The sequence below is a fragment of the Mycobacterium paragordonae genome (genome assembly GCF_003614435.1).
GTDB lineage: Bacteria > Actinomycetota > Actinomycetes > Mycobacteriales > Mycobacteriaceae > Mycobacterium > Mycobacterium paragordonae.
This window is the reverse complement of sequence record NZ_CP025546.1, coordinates 1,260,087-1,283,087: the sequence shown is the minus strand read 5'-3', so window position 1 is coordinate 1,283,087 and position 23,001 is coordinate 1,260,087. Positions and strand designations below refer to the sequence as shown.

Below are 23,001 nucleotides of genomic sequence, written 5' to 3'. Positions count from 1 at the left end.
CGGGTACTTCTCACCCGTTATCCACAACCGTGGAGGTTTTGCTCCGCCCCGCCGCGGGTAAAATTTCGGCGTGTTTCAGCACTTCATGCGCCTCGCCGGTCGGGCCGGTGTGGGCCTCGCAGCCCTGTCCGCCGCTGTCCTGCCGGTCAGCCCGCTCGCCACTGCCCCGTCCGCGTGGGCCGATGACTGCCCGGATGCCGAGGTGGTGTTCGCTCGCGGAACCAACGAGGCACCGGGCTTGGGCCGGGTAGGCGACGCGTTCGTCGACTCGCTGCGTCAGCAATCGGGTGGCCTCAACATCCGCGCCTACGGCGTGAACTACGCGGCGAGCAAGCTGCAGCTGCACGGCGGCGACGGAGCCAATGACGTGATTTCCCACGTGAAGTCGACGGTTTCCGCCTGCCCGAACACCAAGATCGTGCTGGGCGGTTACTCGCAGGGCGCGTCGGTGATGGATATCGTGGCCGGCGTCCCGATCGGCGGCATCAGTTGGGGCAGTTCCCTGCCGCCCGAATACGTCGGCAACGTCGCCGCTGTGGTCACCTTCGGTGACATCGCCGACCGGGCGGGCGGATCGCTGCCCACCAAGAGCACCCTGCTGGGCTCCAAAGCCGTCGACTACTGCAATCCGCAGGACCCGATCTGCCACGCCGGCTCCGGCAACGAGTGGAGCGGGCACACCGAAGGCTACGTGCCCTTCTACACCACTCAGGGCGCCGCTTTCGCCGCGCCGAAGATCATGAACGGCACTCCGCACATGCCCGGCCAGCTGCCCTCGCCTCTGGTTCCTCAGATACCGGGTGCCGTGCCGCAGAACCCCGCGCTGGCGCCGCAGAACCCCGTCCTGGCCCCGCAGGTGCCTGCCACTCCCAGCACTCCGGTGCAGCAGCCCGTCGTTCAGGTGCAATGACACACCGTCAATAACCCCTAACATTGGCGCCATGAGATGCGCCCCCCTGGCTCGGTTGGCGGCCGCCGCACTTGCGGCGGCCGCTTTGTTGGTCGCCCCTCCGTTGGCACCGCCGGCGAAAGCAGCCTGCCCGGATGTCGAGGTGATCTTCGCCCGGGGAACCGGTGAGCCGCCCGGCCTGGGCAGGGTGGGCAATGCTCTGGTCGGGTCACTGCGCCGGCAGACCGGCCGCAACATCGGTGCCTATGGTGTGAACTATCCGGCCAGCAAGGACTTCCTGGCCGCCACCGACGGCGCCAACGACGCCAGCGACCACGTGCAGCAGATGGCGAACGGCTGCCCCGACACCAGGCTGGTGCTGGGCGGCTATTCCCAGGGCGCCGCGGTCATCGACATCGTCACCGCCGCACCGCTGCCCGGCCTCGGTTTCACCCAGCCGTTGCCGCCGGAGGCGGCCGATCATGTCTCGGCGGTGACGCTGTTCGGCAATCCCTCCGGGCGGGCCGGCAACTTGTTGACCGCGCTGAGCCCGCAGTTCGGCGGCAAGATCCTCAACCTGTGCAATGAGGGCGACCCAATCTGCTCCGACGGCAACGTGTGGAAGGCGCACCTGGGCTACGTCCCCGGCCTGACCAATGAGGCCGCCAACTTCGCCGCCGGCAAACTCTAACGGGGCGAGCGGATGTCGCGGGTGATCAGATTCCGCGCGGCCAGTTGGTCATCCGGCGGATAGTCCACGCCGACCAGGGTCAGGCCCTGCGGCGGGGCGGCCGCGAAATCGCTGGATCGGCTTGTCGCACTGAGCAGTTCACGACACCACCGCGGGTCTCGGCGATGCTCGCCGACGGCCAGCAGGGCACCTACCAACGAGCGCACCATGGACCAGCAGAAGGCATCGGCGCTCACGTGCGCGGTGATGAGATCCCCGTCGCGCGTCCAGTCCAGCCTTTGCAGCTCCCGAATCGTGGTGGCACCTTCGCGATGACGGCAGAACGCGGCAAAGTCGTGCAGGCCCAACAATTCTCGCGACGCGCTGGTCATGGCATCGAGGTCCAGCGCGCGCGGCCAGGCGGTGACGAACCGCGCCTGCTGCGGCACCACACCGTAGGGGGCCGTCGACAGCCGATAAACGTAGTGCCGTCGCAATGCCGAGAACCGCGCATCGAAACCTGCTGGCGCTCTGGTGATCTCGGTGACCCGGACGTCGGCCGGCAGGAACCTGCCGAGGCGCCGCACCAGCGAACCGAACCCGGGATCGCCGGGGCGGTCCGATCGCGAGTAGGCGTTCGGCAGGGCCTCGGCGGGGATATCGGTATGGGCGACCTGCGCGGTGGCGTGCACCCCGGCGTCGGTGCGTCCGGCAGCGCGCAGCCGAACCGGCGCGCGGAACACGGTCGTCAGCGCCTCATCGAGGACGCCGGCGACCGTGCGCTGTTCGGATTGCGCCGCCCAGCCCGCGAAATCGGTTCCGTCGTAGGCGATATCGAGCCGCAGACGGACGACCTCATTAATTCTCGGGAGCCTCGTCAGCCTCGGTCTCAGTGGCCTCGGCAGCCGACTCGGCCTCAGCGGCGGACTCGGTCTCGGCAGCCTCGGTCTCGGCAACCTCGGTGGACTCCTCGGTAGCCTCGGCGGCCTCCTCGGCAGTCGGACCGACGGCCTCTTCCGGCTCCACCGCGGCCTGCGGCGCCGCCGCAGCAGCCACCGGCGCGGCCTTCTTGGAGGCGCCGACCCGCCGCGCCCGGTCGGCCTCAGACGTCACCGTCTTCTCCCGCACCAGCTCGATCACGGCCATGGGGGCGTTGTCGCCCTTGCGGTTCTCGACCTTGATGATGCGGGTGTAGCCGCCGTCGCGGTCGGAGAAGAACGGGCCGATCTCCGCGAACAGGGTGTGCACCACGTCCTTGTCGCGGATCTTCTTGAGCACCTCACGCCGGTTGTGCAGCGTGCCCTTCTTGGCGTGGGTGATCAGCTTCTCCGCGTACGGCCGCAATGCCCGCGCCTTGGGCTCGGTGGTCTTGATCCGGCCGTGCTCGAACAGCGACGTGGCCAGGTTGGCCAGGATCGCCTTCTGGTGCGAGGACGACCCGCCGAGGCGAGGACCCTTGGTGGGCTTGGGCATTGCGACTGTCTCCTATGTGGGGCCGACCCCCGTATCAGGTAGGGCCGGGACGGACTCTTGTCAGATTTGTCAGAGCTGTTAGAGCTGTTCGGTTTCCGCGTAGTCCTGGTCGTCGTAGGCGCCCTCGGTGGACCAGGTGCCGGTGGCGACGTCGTAGCCGGCGACTTCGGACGGGTCGAAGCTCGGCGGGCTGTCCTTGAGCGACAGACCCAGCTGGTGCAGCTTGACCTTCACCTCGTCGATCGACTTCTGCCCGAAGTTGCGGATGTCCAGCAGGTCGGACTCGGTGCGCGAGACCAGCTCGCCGACCGTGTGCACGCCCTCGCGCTTGAGGCAGTTGTACGACCGCACCGTCAGGTCCAGGTCGTCGATGGGGAGCGCGAACGAGGCGATGTGGTCCGCCTCGGCCGGTGACGGCCCGATCTCGATGCCCTCGGCTTCGACGTTGAGTTCGCGTGCCAGACCGAACAATTCGACCAGCGTCTTGCCGGCAGAAGCCAGCGCGTCGCGCGGGGTGATCGAGCTCTTGGTCTCCACGTCCAGGATCAGCTTGTCGAAGTCGGTGCGCTGCTCGACACGGGTCGCGTCGACCTTGTAGGTCACCTTGAGAACCGGCGAGTAGATGGAATCGACCGGGATGCGACCGATTTCGGCACCCGAGGCCCGGTTCTGCACCGCCGGAACGTAGCCACGGCCGCGCTCGACGACAAGCTCGACCTCGAGCTTGCCCTTGTCGTTCAGGGTCGCGATGTGCATCGACGGGTTGTGCACGGTGACACCGGCCGGCGGCACGATGTCACCCGCGGTGACCTCACCCGGGCCCTGCTTACGCAGGTACATGGTGACCGGCTCATCCTCCTCGGAGGACACCACCAGGCTCTTGAGGTTCAGGATGATGTCAGTGACATCTTCCTTGACGCCGGGCACGGTGGTGAACTCGTGCAGGACGCCGTCGATGCGGATGCTGGTGACGGCCGCGCCGGGGATCGACGACAGCAGCGTGCGACGCAGCGAATTGCCAAGGGTGTAACCGAATCCCGGCTCCAGCGGTTCGATGACGAACTGGGACCGGCTGTCGGTGAGGATGTCCTCGGACAGGGTGGGCCGCTGAGAAATCAGCATGGTGTTTCTTCTTCTCCTTCTCGGCACCCGCTATTTGATGCCGCTCAGGTGTCATCCCGCGCCGGTCGGCGCAGGACATCTTTACTTCGAGTAGAACTCGACGATCAGCTGCTCGGTGAGCGGGACGTCGATCTGGGTGCGCTCGGGCAGCTGGTGGATCAGGATGCGCTGCCGCTCCCCCACCACCTGCAGCCAGCTCGGGATCGGGCGGTCGCCCGCGGTCTCCCGTGCGATCTGGAACGGCACCGTGTTCAGCGACGTGTCCCGGACGTCAATGATGTCGTACTGCGACACCCGGTAGCTGGGCACGTTGACGTGCACGCCGTTGACCGAGAAGTGACCATGGCTGACCAGCTGGCGGGCCATCCGGCGGGTACGCGCCAGGCCGGCGCGGTACACGACGTTGTCCAGCCGGCTTTCCAGGATGCGCAGCAATTCCTCACCGGTCTTGCCGGAGTGGCGGACGGCCTCTTCGTAGTAGCGACGGAACTGCTTCTCCATCACCCCGTAGGTGAAGCGTGCCTTCTGCTTCTCCTGCAGCTGCTGGCGGTATTCGCTTTCCTTGACCCGCGCACGGCCGTGCTGGCCGGGCGGGTAGGGACGCTTCTCGTAGGACTGGTCGCCACCGACGAGGTCGGTGCCCAGCCGGCGGGACTTGCGAGTGACGGGTCCGGTGTAACGAGCCATTTCTATTCTCCTCCTAGACCCTTCTAGACCCTGCGTCGCTTCGGCGGACGAACGCCGTTGTGCGGCTGCGGAGTGACGTCGGAGATCGCGCCGACCTCGAGGCCGGCGGCCTGCAGCGACCGGATCGCGGTCTCGCGGCCCGAGCCCGGGCCCTTCACGAAGACGTCGACCTTCTTCACGCCGTGCTCCTGCGCCTTGCGCGCGGCGTTCTCCGCGGCCAGCTGAGCAGCGAACGGGGTGGACTTGCGGGAGCCCTTGAACCCGACGTGACCCGAGGACGCCCAGGCGATGACATTGCCCTGGGGGTCGGTGATCGTCACGATCGTGTTGTTGAACGTGCTCTTGATGTGGGCGGCGCCGTGCGGAACGTTCTTCTTTTCCCTGCGGCGGGTCTTCTGGCCCTTCTTGGGCCCCCCACTTGCCTTCTTCGGTGGCATCGGTTACCTGGCCTTCTTCTTGCCTGCGATGGTGCGCTTGGGGCCTTTACGGGTCCGCGCATTGGTCTTGGTCCGCTGGCCGCGCACGGGCAGGCCGCGACGGTGTCGCAGGCCCTGGTAGCAGCCGATCTCGATCTTGCGACGAATGTCGGCCTGCACCTCACGGCGCAGGTCACCCTCGACCTTCAGGTTCGCTTCGATGTAGTCGCGCAGATGGGTCAGCTGGTCGTCGGTCAGGTCCTTGGTGCGCAGGTCCTTGTCGATGCCAGTGGCCGCCAGAATCTCGTTCGAGCGGGTGCGGCCGATGCCGAAGATGTACGTCAGCGCGATCTCCATGCGCTTATCGCGCGGCAGATCGACGCCTACTAGTCGAGCCATAGGTGGCGTTTCCTCTTTCTCAGCGGAGGTCTTTTCCCAGTCCGTTCCCGCCTCCCGAAGGATTTGAGCGGGGCCCGGCCTCCGTCCGGACGTGTCTGAGCGGCGTATCCGCTCAGTGGTGCTGGGAGGTCAGCATTCAGTTGTTTGTGCAGGTTTGGGTCATTGTCCGGCTCCTCCTCAGGCTGCTACGCGGCCTGCATCGTCGCCGGACGTGTCAGCCTTGCCGCTGCTTGTGGCGCGGGTCGGAGCAGATCACCATGACCCGTCCATGCCGACGGATCACCCTGCACTTGTCACAGATCGGCTTGACGCTCGGGTTCACCTTCACGGCAGTCTCGGTCCTGTTCTTCTCTGGTCTTCGGGTGTTTCGTTACTTGTAGCGGTACACAATGCGGCCCCGGGAAAGGTCGTATGGAGACAACTCCACCACCACCCGGTCCTCGGGCAGGATGCGGATGTAGTGCTGCCGCATCTTGCCGCTGATGTGGGCGAGCACCTTGTGGCCGTTCTCCAGCTCAATGCGAAACATGGCATTGGGCAGGGGTTCGACCACGCGACCCTCGACCTCGATGGCACCGTCCTTCTTGGCCATTACTTTTCGTAGATCCTCTGCTTTTCGTCCGTACCTGGTTTGCGCAGCATTCGTCCGAACTACAAAACGTGAGCCGATAATGGAAATTCCCGAGGGAAATTCAGACAGGGCACGCCAAGAGTCGGCACGGACGCCGCACCGTTGGTCCACGATACCCGCAGCCCCACGCTCCACGCAAAAACGCCCGGATCGGCCGCGAACAGGAATAGCCTGCGGTTCCCCACCGGTTGGTAGCGATCATGACCGCTTCTGCTGACAGCAAGCCCGACAACAAGCCTGACCTGGGCCGGTTCGGATCGTTCGGACGCGGCGTCACGCCCCAACAAGCGAAGGAAATCGAAGCCCTGGGTTACGGCGCAGTCTGGGTGGGTGGCTCGCCGCCCGCCGAACTGGATTGGGTGGAACCGATCCTGGAGGCGACGACGACGCTGCAGGTGGCGACCGGAATCGTCAACATCTGGACCGCGTCGGCCAAGCCGGTCGCCGAGTCGTTTCACCGGATCGACAAGGCCTATCCCGGCCGTTTCCTGCTTGGTATCGGCGTCGGGCATCGCGAGGTGGTCACCGAATACCGCAAGCCTATAGACGCCCTCACCGAGTATCTCGACCAACTCGACGACTACGGCGTGCCGGCGAACCGCCGGGTGGTGGCGGCGCTGGGCCCCCGGGTGCTCAAGCTGTCCGCAGAGCGCGGCGCGGGAGCGCACCCCTACCTGACCACCCCGCAACACACCGCGCACGCACGCGAACTGATCGGGCCGTCGGCCTTTCTGGCGCCTGAACACAAGGTAGTGCTCACCACCGACGCCGAGCAGGCCCGCGCGGTAGGCCGGAAAGCCCTCGGCATGTACCTCAACCTGGCCAACTACCTGAACAACTGGAAGCGGATGGGCTTCAGCGACGACGATTTGGCCAAACCCGGCAGCGATCGTCTGGTCGACTCCGTGGTCGCCTACGGAACCACCGACGCCATCGCCGCACGGCTGCGTGAGCACCTCGACGCCGGTGCCGACCACGTGCCGGTGCAGGTCCTCGCCCGCGGCGAAGACCTGGTCCCGGCGCTAACCGAATTAGCCGGGGCGCTCGGGCTCTAAACGGGTATAGGGACCGGCGATGACTGAATCGGTTTCACTCAAGCCCGCCCTGGGGGAGTTCGGTGTCTGGCTGGGCAGCCGGGGCATCGCCCCCGAACTGGCCGTCGAGATTGAATCGCTGGGGTACGGCGCCGCCTGGATCGGCTCGTCGCCGGACGCCGACCTGGCCTGGGTCGAGCCCGCGCTCGAACAGACCTCGACGCTGCAGTTGGCCACCGGCATCGTGAACATCTGGACCGCGCCGGCCGCGGCCGTCGCGAAGTCCTACCACCGCATCGAAGAGGCGCATCCGGGCCGATTCCTGCTGGGGGTCGGGGTGGGCCACCCCGAAGCGACGCAGCAATACCAGAAGCCCTACGACGCCTTGGTGTCCTACCTCGACGAGCTGGACAGCGGCTTTCAGGGCGCCCCGGTGCCCAACAGCCGCCGGGTCCTGGCCGCGCTCGGGCCGCGGGTGCTGCGCCTGGCAGCCGAACGCAGCGCGGGTGCGCACCCGTACCTGACCACGCCCGAACACACCGGCACGGCCCGACACCTGCTGGGGAACACGGTGTTCTTGGCGCCCGAACACAAGGTCGTGCTCACTACCGACGCCGACGAAGCGCGTGCCGTCGGCCGCAAGTTCATCGGCTTCTACCTGGGTCTGCGCAACTACGTGAACAACTGGCTGCGTCTGGGATTCACCGATGAGGACGTGCGCAAGCCGGGCAGTGACCGGTTGATCGACGCCCTGGTCGCCTACGGCACCCCGGACGCGATCGCACGCCGACTTAACGAACACCTGGACGCCGGTGCCGACCATGTCGCCGTCCAAGTGCTGGGTTCTTCCCGGCCGGAGAAGCTGGTACCCGCGCTCACCGAACTGGCAGGAGCGTTGGGCCTCACCGGTTAAGGTTTGTAGCCATGCGCTTGCTAGTCACCGGGGGGGCGGGCTTCATCGGGGCCAATTTCGTGCACAGTACGGTGCGCGAACACACCGAAGACTCCGTGACGGTCCTGGACGCCTTCACCTACGCCGGACGCCGGGAATCACTGGCCGACGTTGCGGACTCCATCAGGATTGTCGAAGGCGACATCTGTGACGCCGGACTGGTGTCGGCGCTGGTCGCCGAGTCCGACGCGGTCGTCCATTTCGCGGCCGAATCTCACGTCGACAACGCGCTCGACGACCCGGAGCCGTTCCTGCACACCAACGTGGTGGGCACCTTCACCATTCTGGAAGCGGTGCGACGCAACGGGGTGCGGCTGCACCACATTTCGACCGACGAGGTGTACGGCGACCTGGAGCTCGGCGACCCGCAGCGGTTCACCGAATCCACGCCCTACAACCCCTCGAGCCCGTACTCGGCAACCAAGGCCGGCAGCGACATGCTGGTACGCGCCTGGGTGCGTTCCTACGGCGTCCGCGCAACGCTGTCGAACTGCTCGAACAACTACGGCCCGTTCCAGCACATCGAGAAATTCATTCCGCGCCAGATCACCAACGTCCTCACCGGACGGCGTTGCAAGCTGTATGGGAGCGGCCACAACGTGCGTGACTGGATCCACGTCGAGGACCACAACAGCGCGGTGCGGCGAATCCTGGAGAAGGGTGAGTCCGGGCGCACCTACCTGATCAGCTCGGAGGGCGAGCGGGACAACCTGACCGTGCTGCGCACGCTGCTGCGGCTGATGGGGCGGGATCCCGACGACTTCGATCACGTCACCGACCGCGTCGGCCACGACCTTCGCTACGCCATCGATCCGACCCTGCTCTACAACGAATTGGGTTGGGCGCCAAAGCACACCGACTTCGAAGAAGGACTGCAGGCCACCATCGACTGGTATCGCGACAACGAATCATGGTGGCGGCCGGTCAAAGACGCCGCCGAGGCCCGCTACGAGAAACGCGGTCAGTGACATGAAGGTTCGCGAACTCGACATCCCGGGCGCCTGGGAGATCACTCCCACCATTCACGGCGACTCCCGCGGCATGTTCTTCGAATGGCTCACCGACAAAGGTTTCAGTGCGTTCGCCGGCCACCGGTTGGATGTCCGCCAGGCCAATTGTTCGTCGTCGGCCGCCGGCGTATTGCGCGGTCTGCATTTCGCCCAGCTGCCGCCGAGCCAGGCCAAGTACGTGACCTGCGTGCGCGGTGCGGTGTTCGACGTGGTCGTCGACATCCGGGAAGGCTCACCGACGTTCGGCAAGTGGGACTCGGTGCTGCTGGACGACCAGGACCGCAGGAGCGTCTACATCTCCGAGGGCCTGGCACACGGTTTCCTTGCGCTGCAAGATAATTCAACGGTGATGTACTTGTGCTCGGCGGAGTACAACCCCGAGCGCGAGCACACCATCTGCGCCACCGATCCCGCGATCGGGGTGGACTGGCCACTGGTCGACGGTGCCCCGCCGAGCCTGTCCGATCGCGACGCCGCGGCGCCCAGCTTCGCCGAGGTGCGGGCCTCGGGGTTGCTTCCCACCTGGCAACAGGCCCAGGAATTCGTCGCCGGCCTGCGCGCCGACTGACAGGCACCTAGCGGGCTGGCAAGCGGCCGTACATACTGCTTGTCAACATCTGCTGTGTGCCGGTCAATCGAAGGAGACATTGGTGAAGCGTGAGTTGTTGGTCGCCCTGGGTGCGACGACCCTCGTGGTGGGTATGGCCGGATGTTCCAAGGACGAGAAGTCGTCCGGCACCACTTCCAGCTCGCCGGCTTCGTCAAGTACGGCCGCGCCGGCCGGCCCGGCCACCAGCTCCGCCGCACCCGCGTCTCCCGCCGCCGCCGGAGAAACGAAGGTCATCATCGGCGGCCAGCCGCAGCCGGTCAGCGGAGCGGTCGTGTGCGAGACCAACCAGGGCAAGTTCTCCATCGCCATCGGCGACATGATGACCGGCGTGATCGTCGGTCTGGAGCAGGACGCGTCCGCGGTCCGCAGCGCGGGCCTGGGCACCGTCGACGGCGTGGTCCTGAGCTTCACCGAAGGCGCTCCGGGCAACAGCGCCAAGGCAACCAAGACGGGCAACAGCTACCAGATCACCGGGACCGCGACCGGGGTCGACAACGCGGGGCAGCAGGTCAGCAAGACCTTCGAGGTCGACGCCACCTGCCCCTAGCGACGCGCGCCGGCCCGTTCCGCTCCCGGGAGTGCGCGCCGGTCCAGATACCTCGGCGCTGCCTGCAGCACAGCCCAGAGCGCGACCGTCAAAATCTCGGCGCTCACGCTGATCGCAGCGTGAGGCGCCGGGTTCCACCCCTGCTCCGAAAACCCGGCCAGGCCGGCTGTCCTCGAGAGCACGAAGGCGACGAGAGATCCCCCGGCCAGGGCGGCGCCACACCAGCAGAACCAGTCCGGACCGCGCGCAACGATGAGGACAGCCACCGCGAAGCTGATACTGGCCTGCACCAAAAAGGCTGTACCGATCATCGGAATGTGTTGGTAGCCATGGATATAGAGGTATGTATGGCTGACGGCGCTGACCACAAGGGACGCCGCGAGTCCGAGACGCAGCACGATCGTCGTGACAGTCATTGCAGTGCAGACTCTTTCAGGGCTAGCGCACTGGTTCCACGCTGGTAACTGACCTCCCGAATGCCCAGCGCGTCGCGCAGTTTGCCGGCCGGCAGCGTGACCGGCTTCGGCGTGGGACCGTCGCCCGGATGCGGTAGCGGATAAGCGGTGGTGTTGCCGCTGTAGAACGTCACGTTGCCGTCGGTCTTGGAGAAGACCTGGTGGACATGACCGTTCAGACAGGTCACCGATGAGAACCGGCGCAGATAGTTCAGGACTTGGCCGGCATCGTCGGTGCCCCACCCCCAGTCGGGGTACATGGCGAACAGCGGGATATGGCTGAACACGACGATGGGCGTATCACTGGACAACCGCGCGACATCCTTCTCCACGAATTCCAGCTGATCGACGCCCAAATGCCCCAGCTTTTTCAGGTTCAGCGTGTTGACCAGCGCGATGACGTGCACGCCGGCGATGTCGAAGCTGTACCACCCGTCGCCGCGGGTGCCCGCCCCAAAGGCGTTGCGGTACTTCTGCCCGGCGTCGTCGACCGAGTCGTGTTCACCGGGCACCGTGAAGACGTGCGGGGTGCGCAATCCGCCCATCATCTGCTTGACCTGATCGAATTGTTCCGCGGTCGACAGATGGGTCAGGTCACCGGTGTGAATGACGAAATCCGGTGTGTAGCCGAGGTTGTTGACCTGATCGATGGCCTGGGCGAAGGTCTTCGTGACATCGGAATTCGCCGGCCCGGTGAAACCGAGATGACTATCGCTGATCTGGGCGAATCGCAGGGCGGGGCGAGCGACGGCACGTTCGGCCGCCGTTGCGCTCGCGACGTGGGAGATGACTTCGCCGCCGGCCACCGCGAGGCCCACCGCAGCGCCGAACCACGCCGAATGCCGGATGAGCTGGCGACGGCTCATGGTGCGCGGGTCCCGGGTCATGGCGTCACCACCACGGTGCCGCGCATCATCGGGTGAATCGAACACACGTATTCGAAGGTGCCCGGCGTGGCAAACGTCCGCGAGAAGGTAGCCCCCGTCCCCATGCCGGGTGAATGAAACGATCCATCGCTCGCGGCGACGGTGTGCGGTTCCTCATCGCGGTTCGTCCACGTGACGGTGCCGCCCGCGCGGACGGTCAAGGTTGCCGGAGCGAACGCGAAGTTGTCGATGCTGACCTGGTCGCCGCCGACCGGCGCCGTCACGCTTTGTGACGCGGTGCCACCCGGGGAGGCGGGCATCGAGGACATCCCCGTCATCCCCGGCATGGCGCCGGACCCGAAGCTCACCGAGGGCTGACTTTCGGGTCTGGCCGCCGAACACCCCGCAAGCACCAGCATGACCGAGGCCGCTACGCCGGCCTGAACTCGATAGGCGTTCAATACGTTGACAATTGACATGGCACCCCTCCCAGGCTGTGGAACAGTCACCTGTTCATAGGGGGGAGGGTTACAGATCTAGGTCGATTCGCCGGAACGCGCCGGGGCGAATACCTCAATGACGCCATCGGACTCACGAATCATCAACGTGGGCAACGGCTTTGGAGCGATCGGCAATTGATGCGTGAGCACCTGCCCACCGGGCGCGAAGGATGTCGAATGGCACGGGCAGCGCAGGCGGTCGTCAGGGGCGTCGAACCACAGTCGGCATCCCTGATGGGTGCATACCCCCGACACGGCCTCCGGTTTGCCTTGCACGCGCCGGACGAATCCATTGATCGAGCCCAGATCGAAGGGATGCATCACCCCTTCGGGCACATCGGAACTCGCGGCGACCCGCATCCAGCGGCCATCGCTGGGGGTGAGTTGGCCTGCGACGGCCGGAGCCTCGGCGGTCGGGCCGCCGATGACGAGTCGATCAACGGCTACCGCGCCGACGGCCGCGGCCGCGGCTGCCGACGTACCGACGATGACCTGCCGGCGGGTCGTGTTGTCCTTCGGCATCGGTTGCGTGCCGGCCATCTGCTCAGCGAGGCGGGCCTGCAGATTGTCGAGAAATTCCGGCGCCGGTTTGCCAGCACCACCGTCAGCGGCACCGTCGACGCCCGCCGCCCGCAACTCAATAGCGGTCCGAATCTGCGCGGCCTCGAAGTCGTCAGGCTGGAATGGGCGAGGCCTGCGACCCCGGAGCAGGTCATCGACGTACCTGCGCAGCCCTCGCGCGTTCATCGCTCGCTCCCCTCGTTCAATTGCGCGGCGAGTCGCAGCGCGCGATGTTGGAGCACCTTGGCGTTGGCGACGCTCACCCCGAGCTGGGCCGCGGATTCCTTGATCGAATTACCTCCCAGAAATCTCAGCTGCAGGATCCGACGATAGTTCTCCGGCAGTTGGTCCAGAACCCGGGCGACGCGCTGCGGGGCGTCGCTCACCGCTTCCTCACTCTGCGGTGGTTGCTCGATGTCGTCGATCGAGGTGATTTCGCGCCCCATGGTTTCGCGCCAGTGCGCGGCCAGCACGGTTCGCGCAGTAGCCCGCAGATAGCCCCGCACTTCGGCCACGCTGGCGGTCAACCGCAGGGGTCGCAAGGCAGCCATGAAGACCTCGGTCGTCAGGTCTTCGGCATCCGCACGGTTGCCCACGCGGGCGAACAGCGTGCGATACACCCAGGTGACGTTGTCCTGATAGACCGCCTCCCAATTCGCGTAACCGTCATCGGGCACCGCGCGCAACGGCCGCGGGTCGACGGGTTGATCGCCTGGCGTCACGCACCTCCTAGGCTGCGGGGATCCCCTCATAAACAGTCAATAGCGCACGGGGTTACACCCGGGACGTGCCGTGACCTAACCCGCCGGCGAGGCTGGGGTGCAGATCAGCAGGTGGGCCGGGAGGGTACTCCTGTCGATTCGACGGTGTTCGACAGAAAGTCCGGCGCGACGCAGTGCCTCCACCACCTCGGCCACCGGGCGGAGATGGAACCCGTGCCTACTGGTAGGCATCTTCGCCATTGCGTCGGGGTCCGCCAGTCCGATGACGATCCGGCCCGAACCATTCACCACGCGGGCGAGTTCGGCGAACACACGATCCAACTCGGTGACGAAGTAGATGGTGTTGACGGTGATAAGACCGCTCAGCTGTCCATCGTCGAAAGGCAGCTCCGCGAGGGACCCTTGCCGCAAGGTCAGGCGCCCGGCCGCGATTTCACGGCGGTACCGATGCCGAGCACGGACCAGCATCGTCTCCGAGATCTCGACACCGTGTACCAGGCCCGCCTTACCGACACTGTCGAGCAGAAACCTCAGCCCGACCCCACCGCCGAAACCGATATCCGCCACTTCAGCCGACGGCTGTGGTTGCAGCGCCTGCACCGCCGCACTCACAAATGCCCGGTTGCCACGATTGAGCAACATGCCGACGAACCGCCCGCGCAACCCGCTGGGGTGGCCGAGTTGCTTCGCGATGCCTGCCATGACGGCGTCCCGGACAGCCATCTAACGAAGGTACCGCCTCGCGCACGGACAGGGGTCACGACTATTCGAGCCACACCACGGCTGTCCCGCAGCTTGCCAATGCCAGAAGCAATTACTAGGATATGCAAGTATCCTCCTGATTCCTGACTTTCTGACCTTGGGACAACCATGACCACGCAGATTCCGCACTTCATCGACGGGCAGCGCACCGCCGGCTCCTCCACCCGCACCGCCGACGTCCTCAACCCGAGCACCGGGGAGGTGCAGGCCACCGTCCCCATGGCGTCGACGGCTGACGTCGACGCCGCGGTGGCATCCGCGGTCGAGGCCCAAAAGGGCTGGGCCGCATGGAATCCGCAGCGCCGCGCCCGGGTCCTGATGAAGTTCGTCGACCTGGTCAACAAGAATATCGACGAGCTGGCCGAGCTGCTGTCCCTCGAACACGGCAAGACCGTGCCGGACGCCAGGGGTGACGTGCAGCGCGGCATCGAGGTGATCGAGTTCTGCATCGGGATCCCGCACCTGCTGAAGGGCGACTACACAGAGGGCGCGGGGCCCGGCATCGACGTCTACTCGCTGCGCCAGCCGCTGGGCGTGGTGGCGGGCATCACCCCGTTCAACTTCCCGGCCATGATCCCGCTGTGGAAGGCCGGTCCGGCGCTGGCGTGCGGAAATGCGTTCGTGCTCAAGCCGAGCGAACGCGACCCCTCGGTTCCGGTGCGACTGGCCGAGCTGTTCCTGGAAGCGGGTCTGCCGCCCGGGGTGTTCCAGGTGGTGCACGGCGACAAGGAAGCCGTCGACGCGATCCTGCAGCACCCCGATATCCAGGCGGTGGGTTTCGTCGGCAGCTCCGACATCGCCCAGTACATCTACAGCCACGCGGCGGCCACCGGCAAGCGTTCCCAGTGCTTCGGCGGCGCCAAGAACCACATGATCGTCATGCCCGACGCTGACCTCGACCAGGCCGTCGACGCGCTGATCGGCGCCGGTTACGGCAGCGCCGGCGAACGCTGCATGGCGATCAGCGTCGCCGTGCCGGTCGGCGAGCAGACCGCAGACCGACTGCGCGCCAGGCTGATTGAGCGCATCAACGGGCTGCGTGTCGGCCACAGCCTGGACCCCAAGGCCGACTACGGCCCATTGGTCACCGAAGCCGCACTGACCCGGGTGCGGGACTACATCGGCCAGGGCGTGGAGGCCGGCGCCGAACTGGTTATCGATGGACGCGAACGCGCCAGCGACGACCTGACTTTCGGTGACGCCAATCTCGAGGGCGGCTACTTCATCGGCCCCACCTTGTTCGACCACGTCACCCCGGAGATGTCGATCTACACCGATGAGATCTTCGGACCGGTGCTGTGCATCGTGCGTGCCCACGATTACGAAGAGGCGCTCCGGTTGCCGTCCGAGCACGAATACGGCAACGGGGTGGCGGTCTTCACCCGCGACGGCGACACCGCGCGCGACTTCGTCTCCCGGGTGCAGGTGGGCATGGTCGGGGTCAACGTCCCGATCCCGGTTCCGGTGGCCTACCACACCTTCGGCGGTTGGAAGCGGTCCGGCTTCGGCGACCTCAACCAGCACGGCCCGGCGTCGATCCAGTTCTACACCAAGACCAAGACCGTCACCTCCCGCTGGCCCTCCGGCATCAAAGACGGTGCCGAATTCGTCATCCCCACAATGAATTAGCGCGGCGGACTATGTTTACCCTCAACGACGAAGAACGGGTCATCACCGAGACGGCGGCAGCCTTCGCCGACAAGCGGATGGCGCCCTACGCCCTGGAATGGGACGCCACCAAGCACTTCCCCACCGACGTGCTGCGCGAGGCCGCCGAACTCGGGATGGCGGCCATCTACTGCCGTGACGACGTCGGCGGCAGCGGTCTGCGCCGCCTGGACGGGGTGCGGATCTTCGAGCAGCTGGCCATCGCGGACCCGGTGACCGCGGCGTTCTTGTCCATCCACAACATGTGCGCCTGGATGATCGACAGCTTCGGCACCGACGAACAACGCAAGGCGTGGGTGCCGCGGTTGGCGAGCATGGACGTCATCGCCAGCTACTGCCTGACGGAGCCCGGCGCGGGCTCGGACGCGAGCGCGTTGAGCACCCGAGCGGTCAAGAACGGCTCGGATTATGTGCTCGACGGCGTCAAGCAGTTCATCTCCGGCGCCGGTGCTTCGGACGTCTATGTGGTGATGGCGCGGACGGGCAGCGAGGGCCCGCGCGGCATCTCCGCCTTCGTCATCGAAAAGGACGCTGCCGGGCTGAGTTTCGGTGCGCTCGAGGAGAAGATGGGTTGGCATGCCCAACCCACCGCACAGGTGATCCTGGACGGCGTGCGGGTGCCGGCCGACGCCATGCTCGGCGGCGCCGACGGTGAGGGCACCGGTTTCGGAATCGCAATGAACGGCCTCAACGGCGGACGGCTCAACATCGCCGCCTGCTCGTTGGGCGGCGCCCAGTCCGCCTTCGACAAGTCGGGCGCCTACGTCCGCGACCGTCAGGCGTTCGGTTCCGCCCTACTCGACGAACCCACCATCCGGTTCACCCTGGCCGACATGGCCACCGGGCTGGAGACATCGCGAATGATGCTGTGGCGGGCGGCAAGTGCGCTGGACGAGAACGCCGCGGACAAGGTCGAGCTGTGCGCGATGGCCAAGCGCTACGTCACCGACACCTGCTATGAAGTAGCCGACAAGGCCCTTCAACTGCACGGCGGCTACGGCTACCTGCGCGAGTATGGTCTGGAAAAGATCGTCCGCGACCTGCGGGTGCATCGGATCCTGGAAGGGACCAACGAAATCATGCGGGTGGTCGTCGGGCGAGCCGAGGCCGCGCGCTTCCGGGCCAGCGCCTAGAAGGGCACCATGACAACACGTCTCGCCATCGCGTTCCTGGGACTCGGCAACATGGGCGGGCCCATGGCGGCCAACCTCCTTGGCGCAAACCATCTCGTCCGCGGCTACGATCCGGTACCCACGGCCGCCGGCGCCGCCGCCGACAAGGGCGTGACGCTGTTCGACACCGCGCCCGAAGCCGTAGCCGACGCGGACGTCGTCATCACCATGCTGCCTAGCGGCGAGGTGGTCAAACGCTGCTACGCAGAGATACTGCCGGCCGCACGCCCCGGCGCGTTGTTCATCGACAGCTCCACCATCTCGGTCAGCGATGCTCGCGAGGCCCACGAACTGGCCGGGTCGCACGGCATGCAGCAACTCGATGCCCCCGTGTCCGGCGGAGTCAAGGGGGCGACGGCCGGCACGTTGGCGTTCATGGTCGGCGGCGAGTCCGACGCCCTGGAACGCGCTCGCCCGGTGCTGGAACCGATGGCGGGCAAGGTGATTCACTGCGGCGCCGCCGGGGCCGGTCAGGCCGCCAAGGTCTGCAACAACATGGTGCTGGCGGTGCAGCAGATCGCGATCGGCGAGGCGTTCGTGCTGGCCGAGAAGCTCGGCCTGTCGGCGCAGTCGCTGTTCGACGTGATCACCGGAGCGACCGGCAACTGCTGGGCAGTGCACACTAATTGCCCTGTGCCGGGACCGGTTCCGACATCGCCGGCCAACAACGACTTCAAGCCGGGGTTCGCGACGGCGTTGATGAACAAGGACCTGGGCCTGGCCATGGACGCGGTGACCTCTACCGGTTCGGCCGCCCCCCTGGGCACCCACGCCGCCCAGATCTACGCTGAATTCGCCGCTGACCATCCGGACAAGGACTTCAGCGCGGTCATCGAGATGCTGCGCGGCTGAGTCAGAAGTCCCCGGCGCTGCGCCGCAACGTCTCAATGGACGACACCAACGCCTGAGACTCGGCGGCATCGATCCCGATGTCGGCGAACACCTGCTCGTTGAGCGTCACCGTGGCATCCTCGACCGTCGACCGGCCCAGTTCGGTGATGTGCACCAGCGTGGTGCGCCCGTCAGTGGGATGGGGTACCCGCCGCACCAGCCCGTCGGATTCCAGCCGCCGGATCGCATGCGTGACGCTGGTGACGTGCACCTGAAGTCGGTCCGACGCCTTGGTGATCGGCAGCGCTCCGGTGCGGCTGAACGCCAGCAGTCGCAGCAACTCGTACCGGGAGAAGCTCAGATCGTAAGGGCGCAACGCCGTCTCGACGCGGGCCAACAGGATCTGATGCGCGCGCATCACCGACGTCACCGCCACCATGCCCTGGGAGACATCGCCCCATCCGGCGCGTTCCCAGTTGGTCCGCGCCGCCGCAATCGGATCGCGCTTACGAGAGTCGGCCACGCCCCTTCTTACCGCACTTGCAGCACCTATGTGGCTTTTGCCACGGCCGACAGCACCGCCAGCGTCGATGCGCGGTTGCCGACGGTGACCCGTGCCCCACCATCGGCGTAGTACCGCAGACGGGGGCCGCAGTCGGCAAGCGCCTCATCCCACGGGCGATCGCGTGGCATCAGGTAAACGAAGTTGGCCTGCGCATCGGCGGTGTGCACGCCCATAGCGCTCAGCCGCATGCGAAGATACCGGCGCTCGGTGGTTATCAACCGGACCCGCTGCCAGAGTTCGTCTTCGGCCTCGTAGGAGGCGGCCACGGCGAGTAACCCGGTGATCGGGACGCCGAACGGCAGCTGCTGAGACCACAGGGCGTCGGCCAGTTCGCGGCACGCCACACCGTAGCCGATCCGCAATCCCGCCAGACCGTAAGCCTTTGAAAAAGTACGCACCACAACCACATTGCGAAATAGTGCGACGATCACAGAGACCGCGAACCGGTGCTCGGGGGCGGTGAACTCGATGTAGGCCTCGTCGAGCAGCACCACCGTGTCACGTGGCACCCGGGAAAGAAACCGCAGCAGCGCGTCCGCCGACTCCACCGTTCCGGTCGGGTTGTGCGGTCGGCATACCACCACCATGCGGGCATCTGCGGCAGCATCGGCCAAAGCGTCGAGATCGTGATAGCCGTGCTGATTCAACGGCACCAGCACCGGTCGCAGCCGCGCCATCCGCGCGACGATGGGATAACCGTCAAACGTCGGCGATCCCATCGCTATGGCGTCGCCGGGTGTCGTGAGCGCATGCATGGCCTGCAACATCACTCCCGTCGCTCCGGCGCCCAGCACCACTTGATCAGCGGCGACACCGATATGGCCGGCGATCAACCCGCGCAGTCGTTGCGGCAGAAACTCCGGGTAACGGTTGGCCGCACTGACCGAGCGGATCAACGCCGACCGTACCGAGGGCAGCGGTGGGAATGGATTCTCGTTGAGCGACAACGCAAGCGGGTCGATTGCCTCGGGAATCGTGTGGGCGATCCCGCCGCCGTCCAATTTGGCTACGGGATACATCAACGTCCACCCCATCGCACCGCCGCTGCCCCGGCGAAGTCGCCGGCGTGCGCGAATGCCGCCATCATCACCACATCACCGGCTTTGACCTGACCGTCGGAGATGGCGTGATCGAGGTTGACCGGGATGCCTGCGCCGAACAGGTTGCCGCACTCATCAAAGGTGTCGCGGTGTCGGCCGGCGGGCAGCTCCAGCGCTTCACGCCAGTTCCGCAGAAACACCCGGTTCGGCTGATTGGTGACGAGCAGGTCGATGTCATTGGTGTGCAGGCCGATTCGGTCACAAACCGTCATCGCGACCTCGGGTACCTGCCGGTTGCCGCGAGCCAGCACCTTGGCGATCTTGGTCTCGGTGAAACCGATGCACCCTTCGCCCACACCCGGTTGCCACCACTTGCGAGGCGGATCCACCGCGAGTGTCATGTCACCGGCGTATTCGCCGTAGGTGCGGCATTCAATGCCCAAGATCGGTGACTCGTCGGATAGCGTCACCAGACCTACCGCGGCACCGTCACCGGGAATGGCTGCCTGTGCCTTCAGGCGGACGCCGGGCTGATCGAAGACCTGTCCGGCCGCATTCTGTGCGATCGCGACCAGCGCGCAGCGCCCCTCGCCAGACGCGAGCAGTTTGCGGGCCACGTTGAGACCGAGAACGAAGGCGGCACAACCGCCGTTGTGCAGATCCAGCACCCACGACGGCCGCATGCCCAACCGGTGCGCGATACCGCCGCCGGCGCCGTAGAAGGGCATGTCCGGCACCTGGGTGTGCGTGATCAGGATGTCGACGCCTTCGATGGTGTCCCGACCGTGCCGGTCGATGAGTCCCTGCGCGGCGCGCTCGATCATGTCGACCGCTGTCTCGTCCGCTCCGACATGGTGACGGAATTTCGGCGTACGGAACATGACTCGGGACAGCTCACCGTCGCCCGCTGGGCTGGATTCAACCGAAGGCGCGTAGTAGTCGGCCGCGATGGGCTCGCCCGGCAGATAGGTGGAGACGTCGGTCAGGCTGACGGTGTTCATCACGGCCTCATCCAAACCGGCCTTACCGGAAGGCCCTGCCGGTGACGGTATTCGGCGATGGTCTTCAGGTTGTTCAGCTCGAGCGAATGACCGGCGCCGAACAGATCCCAGAAGTCACCCACCCATCCGCTGCGCTCTGATGGCGCAGTGTGTGGATAGGGGTTGCGGTCGTAGAACCGGTGCCGGCAATTGGTCCACAGCACAACCGAACCCGGTTTCCCCAACACGACCTGCGCATCCAGGACCCGCATCAGGTAGATCATCCAGAGGTGGGCGCCCTGATCCCAGGCGCAGTGGTAGTCGACGGTCCGCGCCTCGCTGCTGGCCACCGTGCGGGTGTAGATCCTGGTGTCGGGAAGCAACCGGTCATACGCCAGCCAGAGCCCGGGCTCTTCGGTAGGCGTGAAGTCGCGCAGCGTGTAGGTCCACTCCTGCAGGCTTCGCGTGTCGGCAAGATATGCGAACAACTCGTCGGGCGGGCAGTCCACGTAGTCGTTGACCGTGCAGTACCGGCCGAAGACTTCATCGTGGGGATACACCGACCGCATCTTGGCCATCAGTGTCGGCGCCGTCTCCTCCAACGGCGCCGATTCGATTCGCACCACTCCATCTATATTCTCAAGCGTTGGCAGCGACATCTTCTCGATCCTTCCTGTTGGTACAGCTCAAAAACGGTGCGAACGGCGGAAATTCATCGGCTGCGCAGTCGACGCTGAGCACGAAGGGCCCGTCGGCGTGCAGTGACGTGCGCAAAGCCGCGGCCAGTCCGTCGGCGTCGTGTACTTCGACGGCGTCAAGCCCCGGAAACATCGCACGCAGGCCGTCGCCGAGCCGGCTGGGTGCGAATCGGTTGTAGCTGTAGGCGCCTTTGAAATACAACTGCTCGCGGGTGACACACATGGCGTGCGCGTTGTTGTTGAACAAGACAAACGTGACGGGCAGCCGGTAGTGCACCGCGGTGTGAATCTCCATGCCGTGCATGAAGAACGCTCCGTCGCCGGCGATCACCACCACGCGTGGAGTAGGTCCGCGAGTGTTCCTACGGCCGAACGCCATTCCGATCCCGGCGCCGAAGCTGTATCCCATGCCCCCCATGCCCAGTGCGACCAGGAAGCGACCACCGCGGCGCACCGGCAGGTGATGTATCGCCGCCGCCCCGGTGTTGCCCGCATCGACCACAACATCGGTGCCCTCGGTCAGCACTTCGTCGAGCGCGGACATGGCATCGCGATAGCGCACGCCCGGTCCGCTGTACTGCGGCGGCGCCAGGTGGGTACGCGCCACCGAGTCGGGCACCCGAATCCCGTTCGGCCGCATGCTGCCTTCGAGTGCGTGCGTCAACGTCCGCAGTGAGGCGCGAAGATCATCGGTGTGCACATGGGTACACGCCACGTACGGTGGTGCGGACCCGATCGAGATCGTCCGCACCGCCGCCAGCGCCTCGTCCAGACCGGCGCGTGCGGTCACCGTCAGCCGGCTACCCACCACCAGGCACAAGGCACTCTCCGACACCGCCTGCGCCACTCCGGGATGACCCATGACACCGGTGACGCCGAGCGCCGAGGACGCGCCGTAGCCCGGCGTGCCGGCTACGTCTTTGGCGTCGGGAACACACGCCACCCGGGCACGCAGCACCGATCGCAACGACGCCAACTCGGCGCGTGCATCGTCGCGGGCTACCTGCTCACCGGCGATGATCGTCACCGGGCCGACAGTCTGTCGCAGCGCTCGCACGATCGGCTGCGGATCACCGACCATTCGCGGGCGCTCGATATACCCGGGGTCGCCGCGGGCCGGCAGCTGTGCCTGCTGAATGTCCTTGGGCAACAACAACACCGCTGGCCCGCCGGTGCGCGCGGCTGCCACCGCAGCCGAAAGCGCCCAGACGATGTCCGCGGGGTCGAGCACGCGCCGGCAGAACACGGAGACCGTCGAGAACAAGGCATGCGCATCCAGCGCACCGTTGCGGCCGCTGGTGTCCTGAAAACTGCCGCGTCCATCCATGGTGGTCGCCGGCTGACCCACCAGCGCCAAGACCGGGACTCGGCTGCTGAATGATTCTCCCAGGCCGGGAACAAGATTGAGAGCACCACCGCCCGAGGTTGCCGCGACCACGCCCAGTCCGGCGCCGGCGCGGCTGTAGCCGTCAGCCATCGTGGCGGCCGAGAACTCGTGCTTGGCCAGCACCGCCGTGATGTCTGGCCGGAAATGCGCCGCGTCGTAGAGGTCTTCGATGTTGGCGCCGTCGACACCGAAGATGTGGCTTACCCCCGCTGCCGCAAGGTGTCCGACGATGTGGTCGACCACCCGCTGATTTCTGAGCATCTGCTCGCCTAACATTTTCGCCCCCGCCCCCAGTTGCTATCTGGTACACGGCTGGCCATCGGTTCCGGTTCATCGAGCCCCAATTCCTGTTGT

The 23,001-nt window shown here is 66.1% G+C and carries 29 protein-coding genes; 10 read left to right on the top strand and 19 right to left on the bottom strand.

Annotation, left to right across the window (positions count from 1 at the left end):
- Nucleotides 1-85 precede the first annotated feature (85 nt).
- Nucleotides 86-910, top strand: a complete 825-nt coding sequence (locus tag C0J29_RS06065; protein WP_082977837.1) for a cutinase family protein — start codon at nt 86-88, stop codon at nt 908-910.
- 31 nt (nt 911-941) lie between these two features.
- A complete protein-coding gene (locus tag C0J29_RS06060; protein ID WP_120791774.1) occupies nt 942-1,580 on the top strand; it encodes a cutinase family protein in 639 nt (212 codons plus the stop codon).
- Here C0J29_RS06060 and truA read toward each other — a convergent pair.
- The 8 genes from truA to infA form a co-directional block, all read right to left on the bottom strand.
- Nucleotides 1,577-2,464 (bottom strand): tRNA pseudouridine(38-40) synthase TruA, encoded by an 888-nt coding sequence (truA, locus tag C0J29_RS06055; RefSeq protein ID WP_120794581.1) that lies wholly within the window; start codon nt 2,462-2,464, stop codon nt 1,577-1,579. The genes C0J29_RS06060 and truA overlap by 4 nt on opposite strands.
- A complete protein-coding gene (gene rplQ / locus C0J29_RS06050; protein WP_120791773.1) occupies nt 2,418-3,032 on the bottom strand; it encodes a 50S ribosomal protein L17 in 615 nt (204 codons plus the stop codon). The genes truA and rplQ overlap by 47 nt, the downstream gene beginning before the upstream one ends.
- A 78-nt stretch (nt 3,033-3,110) precedes the next feature.
- The gene (locus C0J29_RS06045) at nt 3,111-4,154 is read right to left on the bottom strand and encodes a DNA-directed RNA polymerase subunit alpha (protein ID WP_055579866.1); all 1,044 of its coding nucleotides are present in this window, start codon (nt 4,152-4,154) and stop codon (nt 3,111-3,113) included.
- Nucleotides 4,155-4,235: 81 nt separating this feature from the next.
- Nucleotides 4,236-4,841 (bottom strand): 30S ribosomal protein S4, encoded by a 606-nt coding sequence (gene rpsD / locus C0J29_RS06040; protein ID WP_065043538.1) that lies wholly within the window; start codon nt 4,839-4,841, stop codon nt 4,236-4,238.
- Between the two features lie 23 nt (nt 4,842-4,864).
- Nucleotides 4,865-5,278 (bottom strand): 30S ribosomal protein S11, encoded by a 414-nt coding sequence (gene rpsK, locus C0J29_RS06035; RefSeq protein WP_065043539.1) that lies wholly within the window; start codon nt 5,276-5,278, stop codon nt 4,865-4,867.
- A gap of 3 nt (nt 5,279-5,281) precedes the next feature.
- Nucleotides 5,282-5,656 carry a 30S ribosomal protein S13 gene (gene rpsM, locus C0J29_RS06030; protein WP_036352829.1) on the bottom strand — a complete coding sequence of 125 codons (375 nt, stop codon included), beginning with the start codon at nt 5,654-5,656 and terminating at the stop codon, nt 5,282-5,284.
- Nucleotides 5,657-5,870: 214 nt separating this feature from the next.
- Entirely contained in the window at nt 5,871-5,984 is a 114-nt protein-coding gene (gene rpmJ, locus C0J29_RS06025; protein ID WP_003879483.1) for a 50S ribosomal protein L36, read from the bottom strand.
- A gap of 42 nt (nt 5,985-6,026) precedes the next feature.
- Complete coding sequence (gene infA / locus C0J29_RS06020) at nt 6,027-6,248, bottom strand: translation initiation factor IF-1 (protein ID WP_003418601.1); 222 nt, start codon at nt 6,246-6,248, stop codon at nt 6,027-6,029.
- 239 nt (nt 6,249-6,487) lie between these two features.
- Between infA and C0J29_RS06015 the strand changes: the two genes are divergently transcribed.
- From C0J29_RS06015 to C0J29_RS05995, 5 genes are all read left to right on the top strand, one after another.
- Nucleotides 6,488-7,342 carry an LLM class F420-dependent oxidoreductase gene (locus C0J29_RS06015; RefSeq protein WP_120794580.1) on the top strand — a complete coding sequence of 285 codons (855 nt, stop codon included), beginning with the start codon at nt 6,488-6,490 and terminating at the stop codon, nt 7,340-7,342.
- Between the two features lie 19 nt (nt 7,343-7,361).
- On the top strand, nt 7,362-8,234 hold the full coding sequence (locus C0J29_RS06010; RefSeq protein WP_120791772.1) for an LLM class F420-dependent oxidoreductase: 873 nt from the start codon (nt 7,362-7,364) through the stop codon (nt 8,232-8,234).
- Between the two features lie 11 nt (nt 8,235-8,245).
- Nucleotides 8,246-9,241 carry a dTDP-glucose 4,6-dehydratase gene (rfbB, locus tag C0J29_RS06005; protein ID WP_120791771.1) on the top strand — a complete coding sequence of 332 codons (996 nt, stop codon included), beginning with the start codon at nt 8,246-8,248 and terminating at the stop codon, nt 9,239-9,241.
- A gap of 1 nt (nt 9,242) precedes the next feature.
- On the top strand, nt 9,243-9,851 hold the full coding sequence (gene rfbC, locus C0J29_RS06000; RefSeq protein ID WP_065043543.1) for a dTDP-4-dehydrorhamnose 3,5-epimerase: 609 nt from the start codon (nt 9,243-9,245) through the stop codon (nt 9,849-9,851).
- A gap of 82 nt (nt 9,852-9,933) precedes the next feature.
- Nucleotides 9,934-10,440 (top strand): lipoprotein LpqH, encoded by a 507-nt coding sequence (locus tag C0J29_RS05995; protein ID WP_065043544.1) that lies wholly within the window; start codon nt 9,934-9,936, stop codon nt 10,438-10,440.
- On the opposite strand, the gene C0J29_RS05990 is transcribed toward C0J29_RS05995, so the two are convergent.
- The 6 genes from C0J29_RS05990 to C0J29_RS05965 form a co-directional block, all read right to left on the bottom strand.
- The gene (locus C0J29_RS05990; protein ID WP_120791770.1) at nt 10,437-10,856 is read right to left on the bottom strand and encodes a hypothetical protein; all 420 of its coding nucleotides are present in this window, start codon (nt 10,854-10,856) and stop codon (nt 10,437-10,439) included. The two genes, C0J29_RS05995 and C0J29_RS05990, sit on opposite strands and share 4 nt — an antisense overlap.
- Complete coding sequence (locus C0J29_RS05985; RefSeq protein ID WP_120791769.1) at nt 10,853-11,782, bottom strand: metallophosphoesterase family protein; 930 nt, start codon at nt 11,780-11,782, stop codon at nt 10,853-10,855. Before C0J29_RS05985 ends, C0J29_RS05990 begins: the two co-directional genes overlap by 4 nt.
- The gene (locus tag C0J29_RS05980) at nt 11,779-12,090 is read right to left on the bottom strand and encodes a cupredoxin domain-containing protein (RefSeq protein ID WP_371872480.1); all 312 of its coding nucleotides are present in this window, start codon (nt 12,088-12,090) and stop codon (nt 11,779-11,781) included. Before C0J29_RS05980 ends, C0J29_RS05985 begins: the two co-directional genes overlap by 4 nt.
- Before the next feature lie 207 nt (nt 12,091-12,297).
- Complete coding sequence (locus C0J29_RS05975) at nt 12,298-13,008, bottom strand: QcrA and Rieske domain-containing protein (protein ID WP_120791768.1); 711 nt, start codon at nt 13,006-13,008, stop codon at nt 12,298-12,300.
- Entirely contained in the window at nt 13,005-13,544 is a 540-nt protein-coding gene (locus C0J29_RS05970; RefSeq protein WP_240743569.1) for an RNA polymerase sigma factor, read from the bottom strand. The genes C0J29_RS05975 and C0J29_RS05970 overlap by 4 nt, the downstream gene beginning before the upstream one ends.
- A gap of 75 nt (nt 13,545-13,619) precedes the next feature.
- Nucleotides 13,620-14,267: a class I SAM-dependent methyltransferase gene (locus tag C0J29_RS05965; RefSeq protein WP_120791766.1), complete on the bottom strand. Its 648-nt coding sequence runs from the start codon at nt 14,265-14,267 to the stop codon at nt 13,620-13,622.
- A gap of 147 nt (nt 14,268-14,414) precedes the next feature.
- On the opposite strand from C0J29_RS05965, the gene C0J29_RS05960 reads away from it, so the two are divergent.
- The 3 genes from C0J29_RS05960 to mmsB are packed head-to-tail and all read left to right on the top strand — an operon-like array spanning nt 14,415 to nt 17,998.
- Nucleotides 14,415-15,935 carry a CoA-acylating methylmalonate-semialdehyde dehydrogenase gene (locus C0J29_RS05960; RefSeq protein WP_065043551.1) on the top strand — a complete coding sequence of 507 codons (1,521 nt, stop codon included), beginning with the start codon at nt 14,415-14,417 and terminating at the stop codon, nt 15,933-15,935.
- Between the two features lie 11 nt (nt 15,936-15,946).
- The gene (locus tag C0J29_RS05955; protein ID WP_065162052.1) at nt 15,947-17,107 is read left to right on the top strand and encodes an acyl-CoA dehydrogenase family protein; all 1,161 of its coding nucleotides are present in this window, start codon (nt 15,947-15,949) and stop codon (nt 17,105-17,107) included.
- 9 nt (nt 17,108-17,116) lie between these two features.
- Nucleotides 17,117-17,998 carry a 3-hydroxyisobutyrate dehydrogenase gene (gene mmsB / locus C0J29_RS05950; RefSeq protein ID WP_065162051.1) on the top strand — a complete coding sequence of 294 codons (882 nt, stop codon included), beginning with the start codon at nt 17,117-17,119 and terminating at the stop codon, nt 17,996-17,998.
- A 1-nt stretch (nt 17,999) separates the two neighbouring features.
- Here the strand turns inward: mmsB and C0J29_RS05945 are convergent, their stop codons facing one another.
- The 5 genes from C0J29_RS05945 to C0J29_RS05925 are packed head-to-tail and all read right to left on the bottom strand — an operon-like array spanning nt 18,000 to nt 22,908.
- Nucleotides 18,000-18,500, bottom strand: coding sequence for a MarR family transcriptional regulator (locus C0J29_RS05945; RefSeq protein WP_065043554.1), 501 nt, complete (start codon nt 18,498-18,500; stop codon nt 18,000-18,002).
- Nucleotides 18,501-18,526: 26 nt separating this feature from the next.
- The gene (locus C0J29_RS05940; protein WP_240743570.1) at nt 18,527-19,561 is read right to left on the bottom strand and encodes a pyridoxal phosphate-dependent aminotransferase; all 1,035 of its coding nucleotides are present in this window, start codon (nt 19,559-19,561) and stop codon (nt 18,527-18,529) included.
- A complete protein-coding gene (locus C0J29_RS05935) occupies nt 19,561-20,583 on the bottom strand; it encodes a 3-oxoacyl-ACP synthase III family protein (RefSeq protein WP_120791764.1) in 1,023 nt (340 codons plus the stop codon). The genes C0J29_RS05940 and C0J29_RS05935 overlap by 1 nt, the downstream gene beginning before the upstream one ends.
- Nucleotides 20,583-21,221, bottom strand: coding sequence for an SRPBCC family protein (locus C0J29_RS05930; RefSeq protein ID WP_120791763.1), 639 nt, complete (start codon nt 21,219-21,221; stop codon nt 20,583-20,585). Before C0J29_RS05930 ends, C0J29_RS05935 begins: the two co-directional genes overlap by 1 nt.
- Nucleotides 21,202-22,908, bottom strand: coding sequence for a thiamine pyrophosphate-binding protein (locus C0J29_RS05925; protein WP_120791762.1), 1,707 nt, complete (start codon nt 22,906-22,908; stop codon nt 21,202-21,204). Before C0J29_RS05925 ends, C0J29_RS05930 begins: the two co-directional genes overlap by 20 nt.
- Between the last annotated feature and the right edge of the window lie 93 nt (nt 22,909-23,001).

Excerpts from the sequence above, each read along its gene's own strand:
- C0J29_RS06065 (WP_082977837.1), top strand. The coding sequence starts at position 86 with ATGCGCCTCGCCGGTCGGGCCGGTGTGGGCCTCGCAGCCCTGTCCGCC.
- C0J29_RS06060 (WP_120791774.1), top strand. The coding sequence starts at position 942 with ATGAGATGCGCCCCCCTGGCTCGGTTGGCGGCCGCCGCACTTGCGGCG.
- rplQ (WP_120791773.1), bottom strand. The coding sequence starts at position 3,032 with ATGCCCAAGCCCACCAAGGGTCCTCGCCTCGGCGGGTCGTCCTCGCAC.
- C0J29_RS06045 (WP_055579866.1), bottom strand. The coding sequence starts at position 4,154 with ATGCTGATTTCTCAGCGGCCCACCCTGTCCGAGGACATCCTCACCGAC.
- rpsD (WP_065043538.1), bottom strand. The coding sequence starts at position 4,841 with ATGGCTCGTTACACCGGACCCGTCACTCGCAAGTCCCGCCGGCTGGGC.
- rpsK (WP_065043539.1), bottom strand. The coding sequence starts at position 5,278 with ATGCCACCGAAGAAGGCAAGTGGGGGGCCCAAGAAGGGCCAGAAGACC.
- rpsM (WP_036352829.1), bottom strand. The coding sequence starts at position 5,656 with ATGGCTCGACTAGTAGGCGTCGATCTGCCGCGCGATAAGCGCATGGAG.
- infA (WP_003418601.1), bottom strand. The coding sequence starts at position 6,248 with ATGGCCAAGAAGGACGGTGCCATCGAGGTCGAGGGTCGCGTGGTCGAA.
- C0J29_RS06015 (WP_120794580.1), top strand. The coding sequence starts at position 6,488 with ATGACCGCTTCTGCTGACAGCAAGCCCGACAACAAGCCTGACCTGGGC.
- C0J29_RS06010 (WP_120791772.1), top strand. The coding sequence starts at position 7,362 with ATGACTGAATCGGTTTCACTCAAGCCCGCCCTGGGGGAGTTCGGTGTC.
- rfbB (WP_120791771.1), top strand. The coding sequence starts at position 8,246 with ATGCGCTTGCTAGTCACCGGGGGGGCGGGCTTCATCGGGGCCAATTTC.
- rfbC (WP_065043543.1), top strand. The coding sequence starts at position 9,243 with ATGAAGGTTCGCGAACTCGACATCCCGGGCGCCTGGGAGATCACTCCC.
- C0J29_RS05990 (WP_120791770.1), bottom strand. The coding sequence starts at position 10,856 with ATGACTGTCACGACGATCGTGCTGCGTCTCGGACTCGCGGCGTCCCTT.
- C0J29_RS05985 (WP_120791769.1), bottom strand. The coding sequence starts at position 11,782 with ATGACCCGGGACCCGCGCACCATGAGCCGTCGCCAGCTCATCCGGCAT.
- C0J29_RS05980 (WP_371872480.1), bottom strand. The coding sequence starts at position 12,090 with ATGTCCTCGATGCCCGCCTCCCCGGGTGGCACCGCGTCACAAAGCGTG.
- C0J29_RS05975 (WP_120791768.1), bottom strand. The coding sequence starts at position 13,008 with ATGAACGCGCGAGGGCTGCGCAGGTACGTCGATGACCTGCTCCGGGGT.
- C0J29_RS05965 (WP_120791766.1), bottom strand. The coding sequence starts at position 14,267 with ATGGCTGTCCGGGACGCCGTCATGGCAGGCATCGCGAAGCAACTCGGC.
- C0J29_RS05960 (WP_065043551.1), top strand. The coding sequence starts at position 14,415 with ATGACCACGCAGATTCCGCACTTCATCGACGGGCAGCGCACCGCCGGC.
- C0J29_RS05955 (WP_065162052.1), top strand. The coding sequence starts at position 15,947 with ATGTTTACCCTCAACGACGAAGAACGGGTCATCACCGAGACGGCGGCA.
- mmsB (WP_065162051.1), top strand. The coding sequence starts at position 17,117 with ATGACAACACGTCTCGCCATCGCGTTCCTGGGACTCGGCAACATGGGC.
- C0J29_RS05940 (WP_240743570.1), bottom strand. The coding sequence starts at position 19,561 with ATGTATCCCGTAGCCAAATTGGACGGCGGCGGGATCGCCCACACGATT.
- C0J29_RS05935 (WP_120791764.1), bottom strand. The coding sequence starts at position 20,583 with ATGAACACCGTCAGCCTGACCGACGTCTCCACCTATCTGCCGGGCGAG.
- C0J29_RS05930 (WP_120791763.1), bottom strand. The coding sequence starts at position 21,221 with ATGTCGCTGCCAACGCTTGAGAATATAGATGGAGTGGTGCGAATCGAA.
- C0J29_RS05925 (WP_120791762.1), bottom strand. The coding sequence starts at position 22,908 with ATGCTCAGAAATCAGCGGGTGGTCGACCACATCGTCGGACACCTTGCG.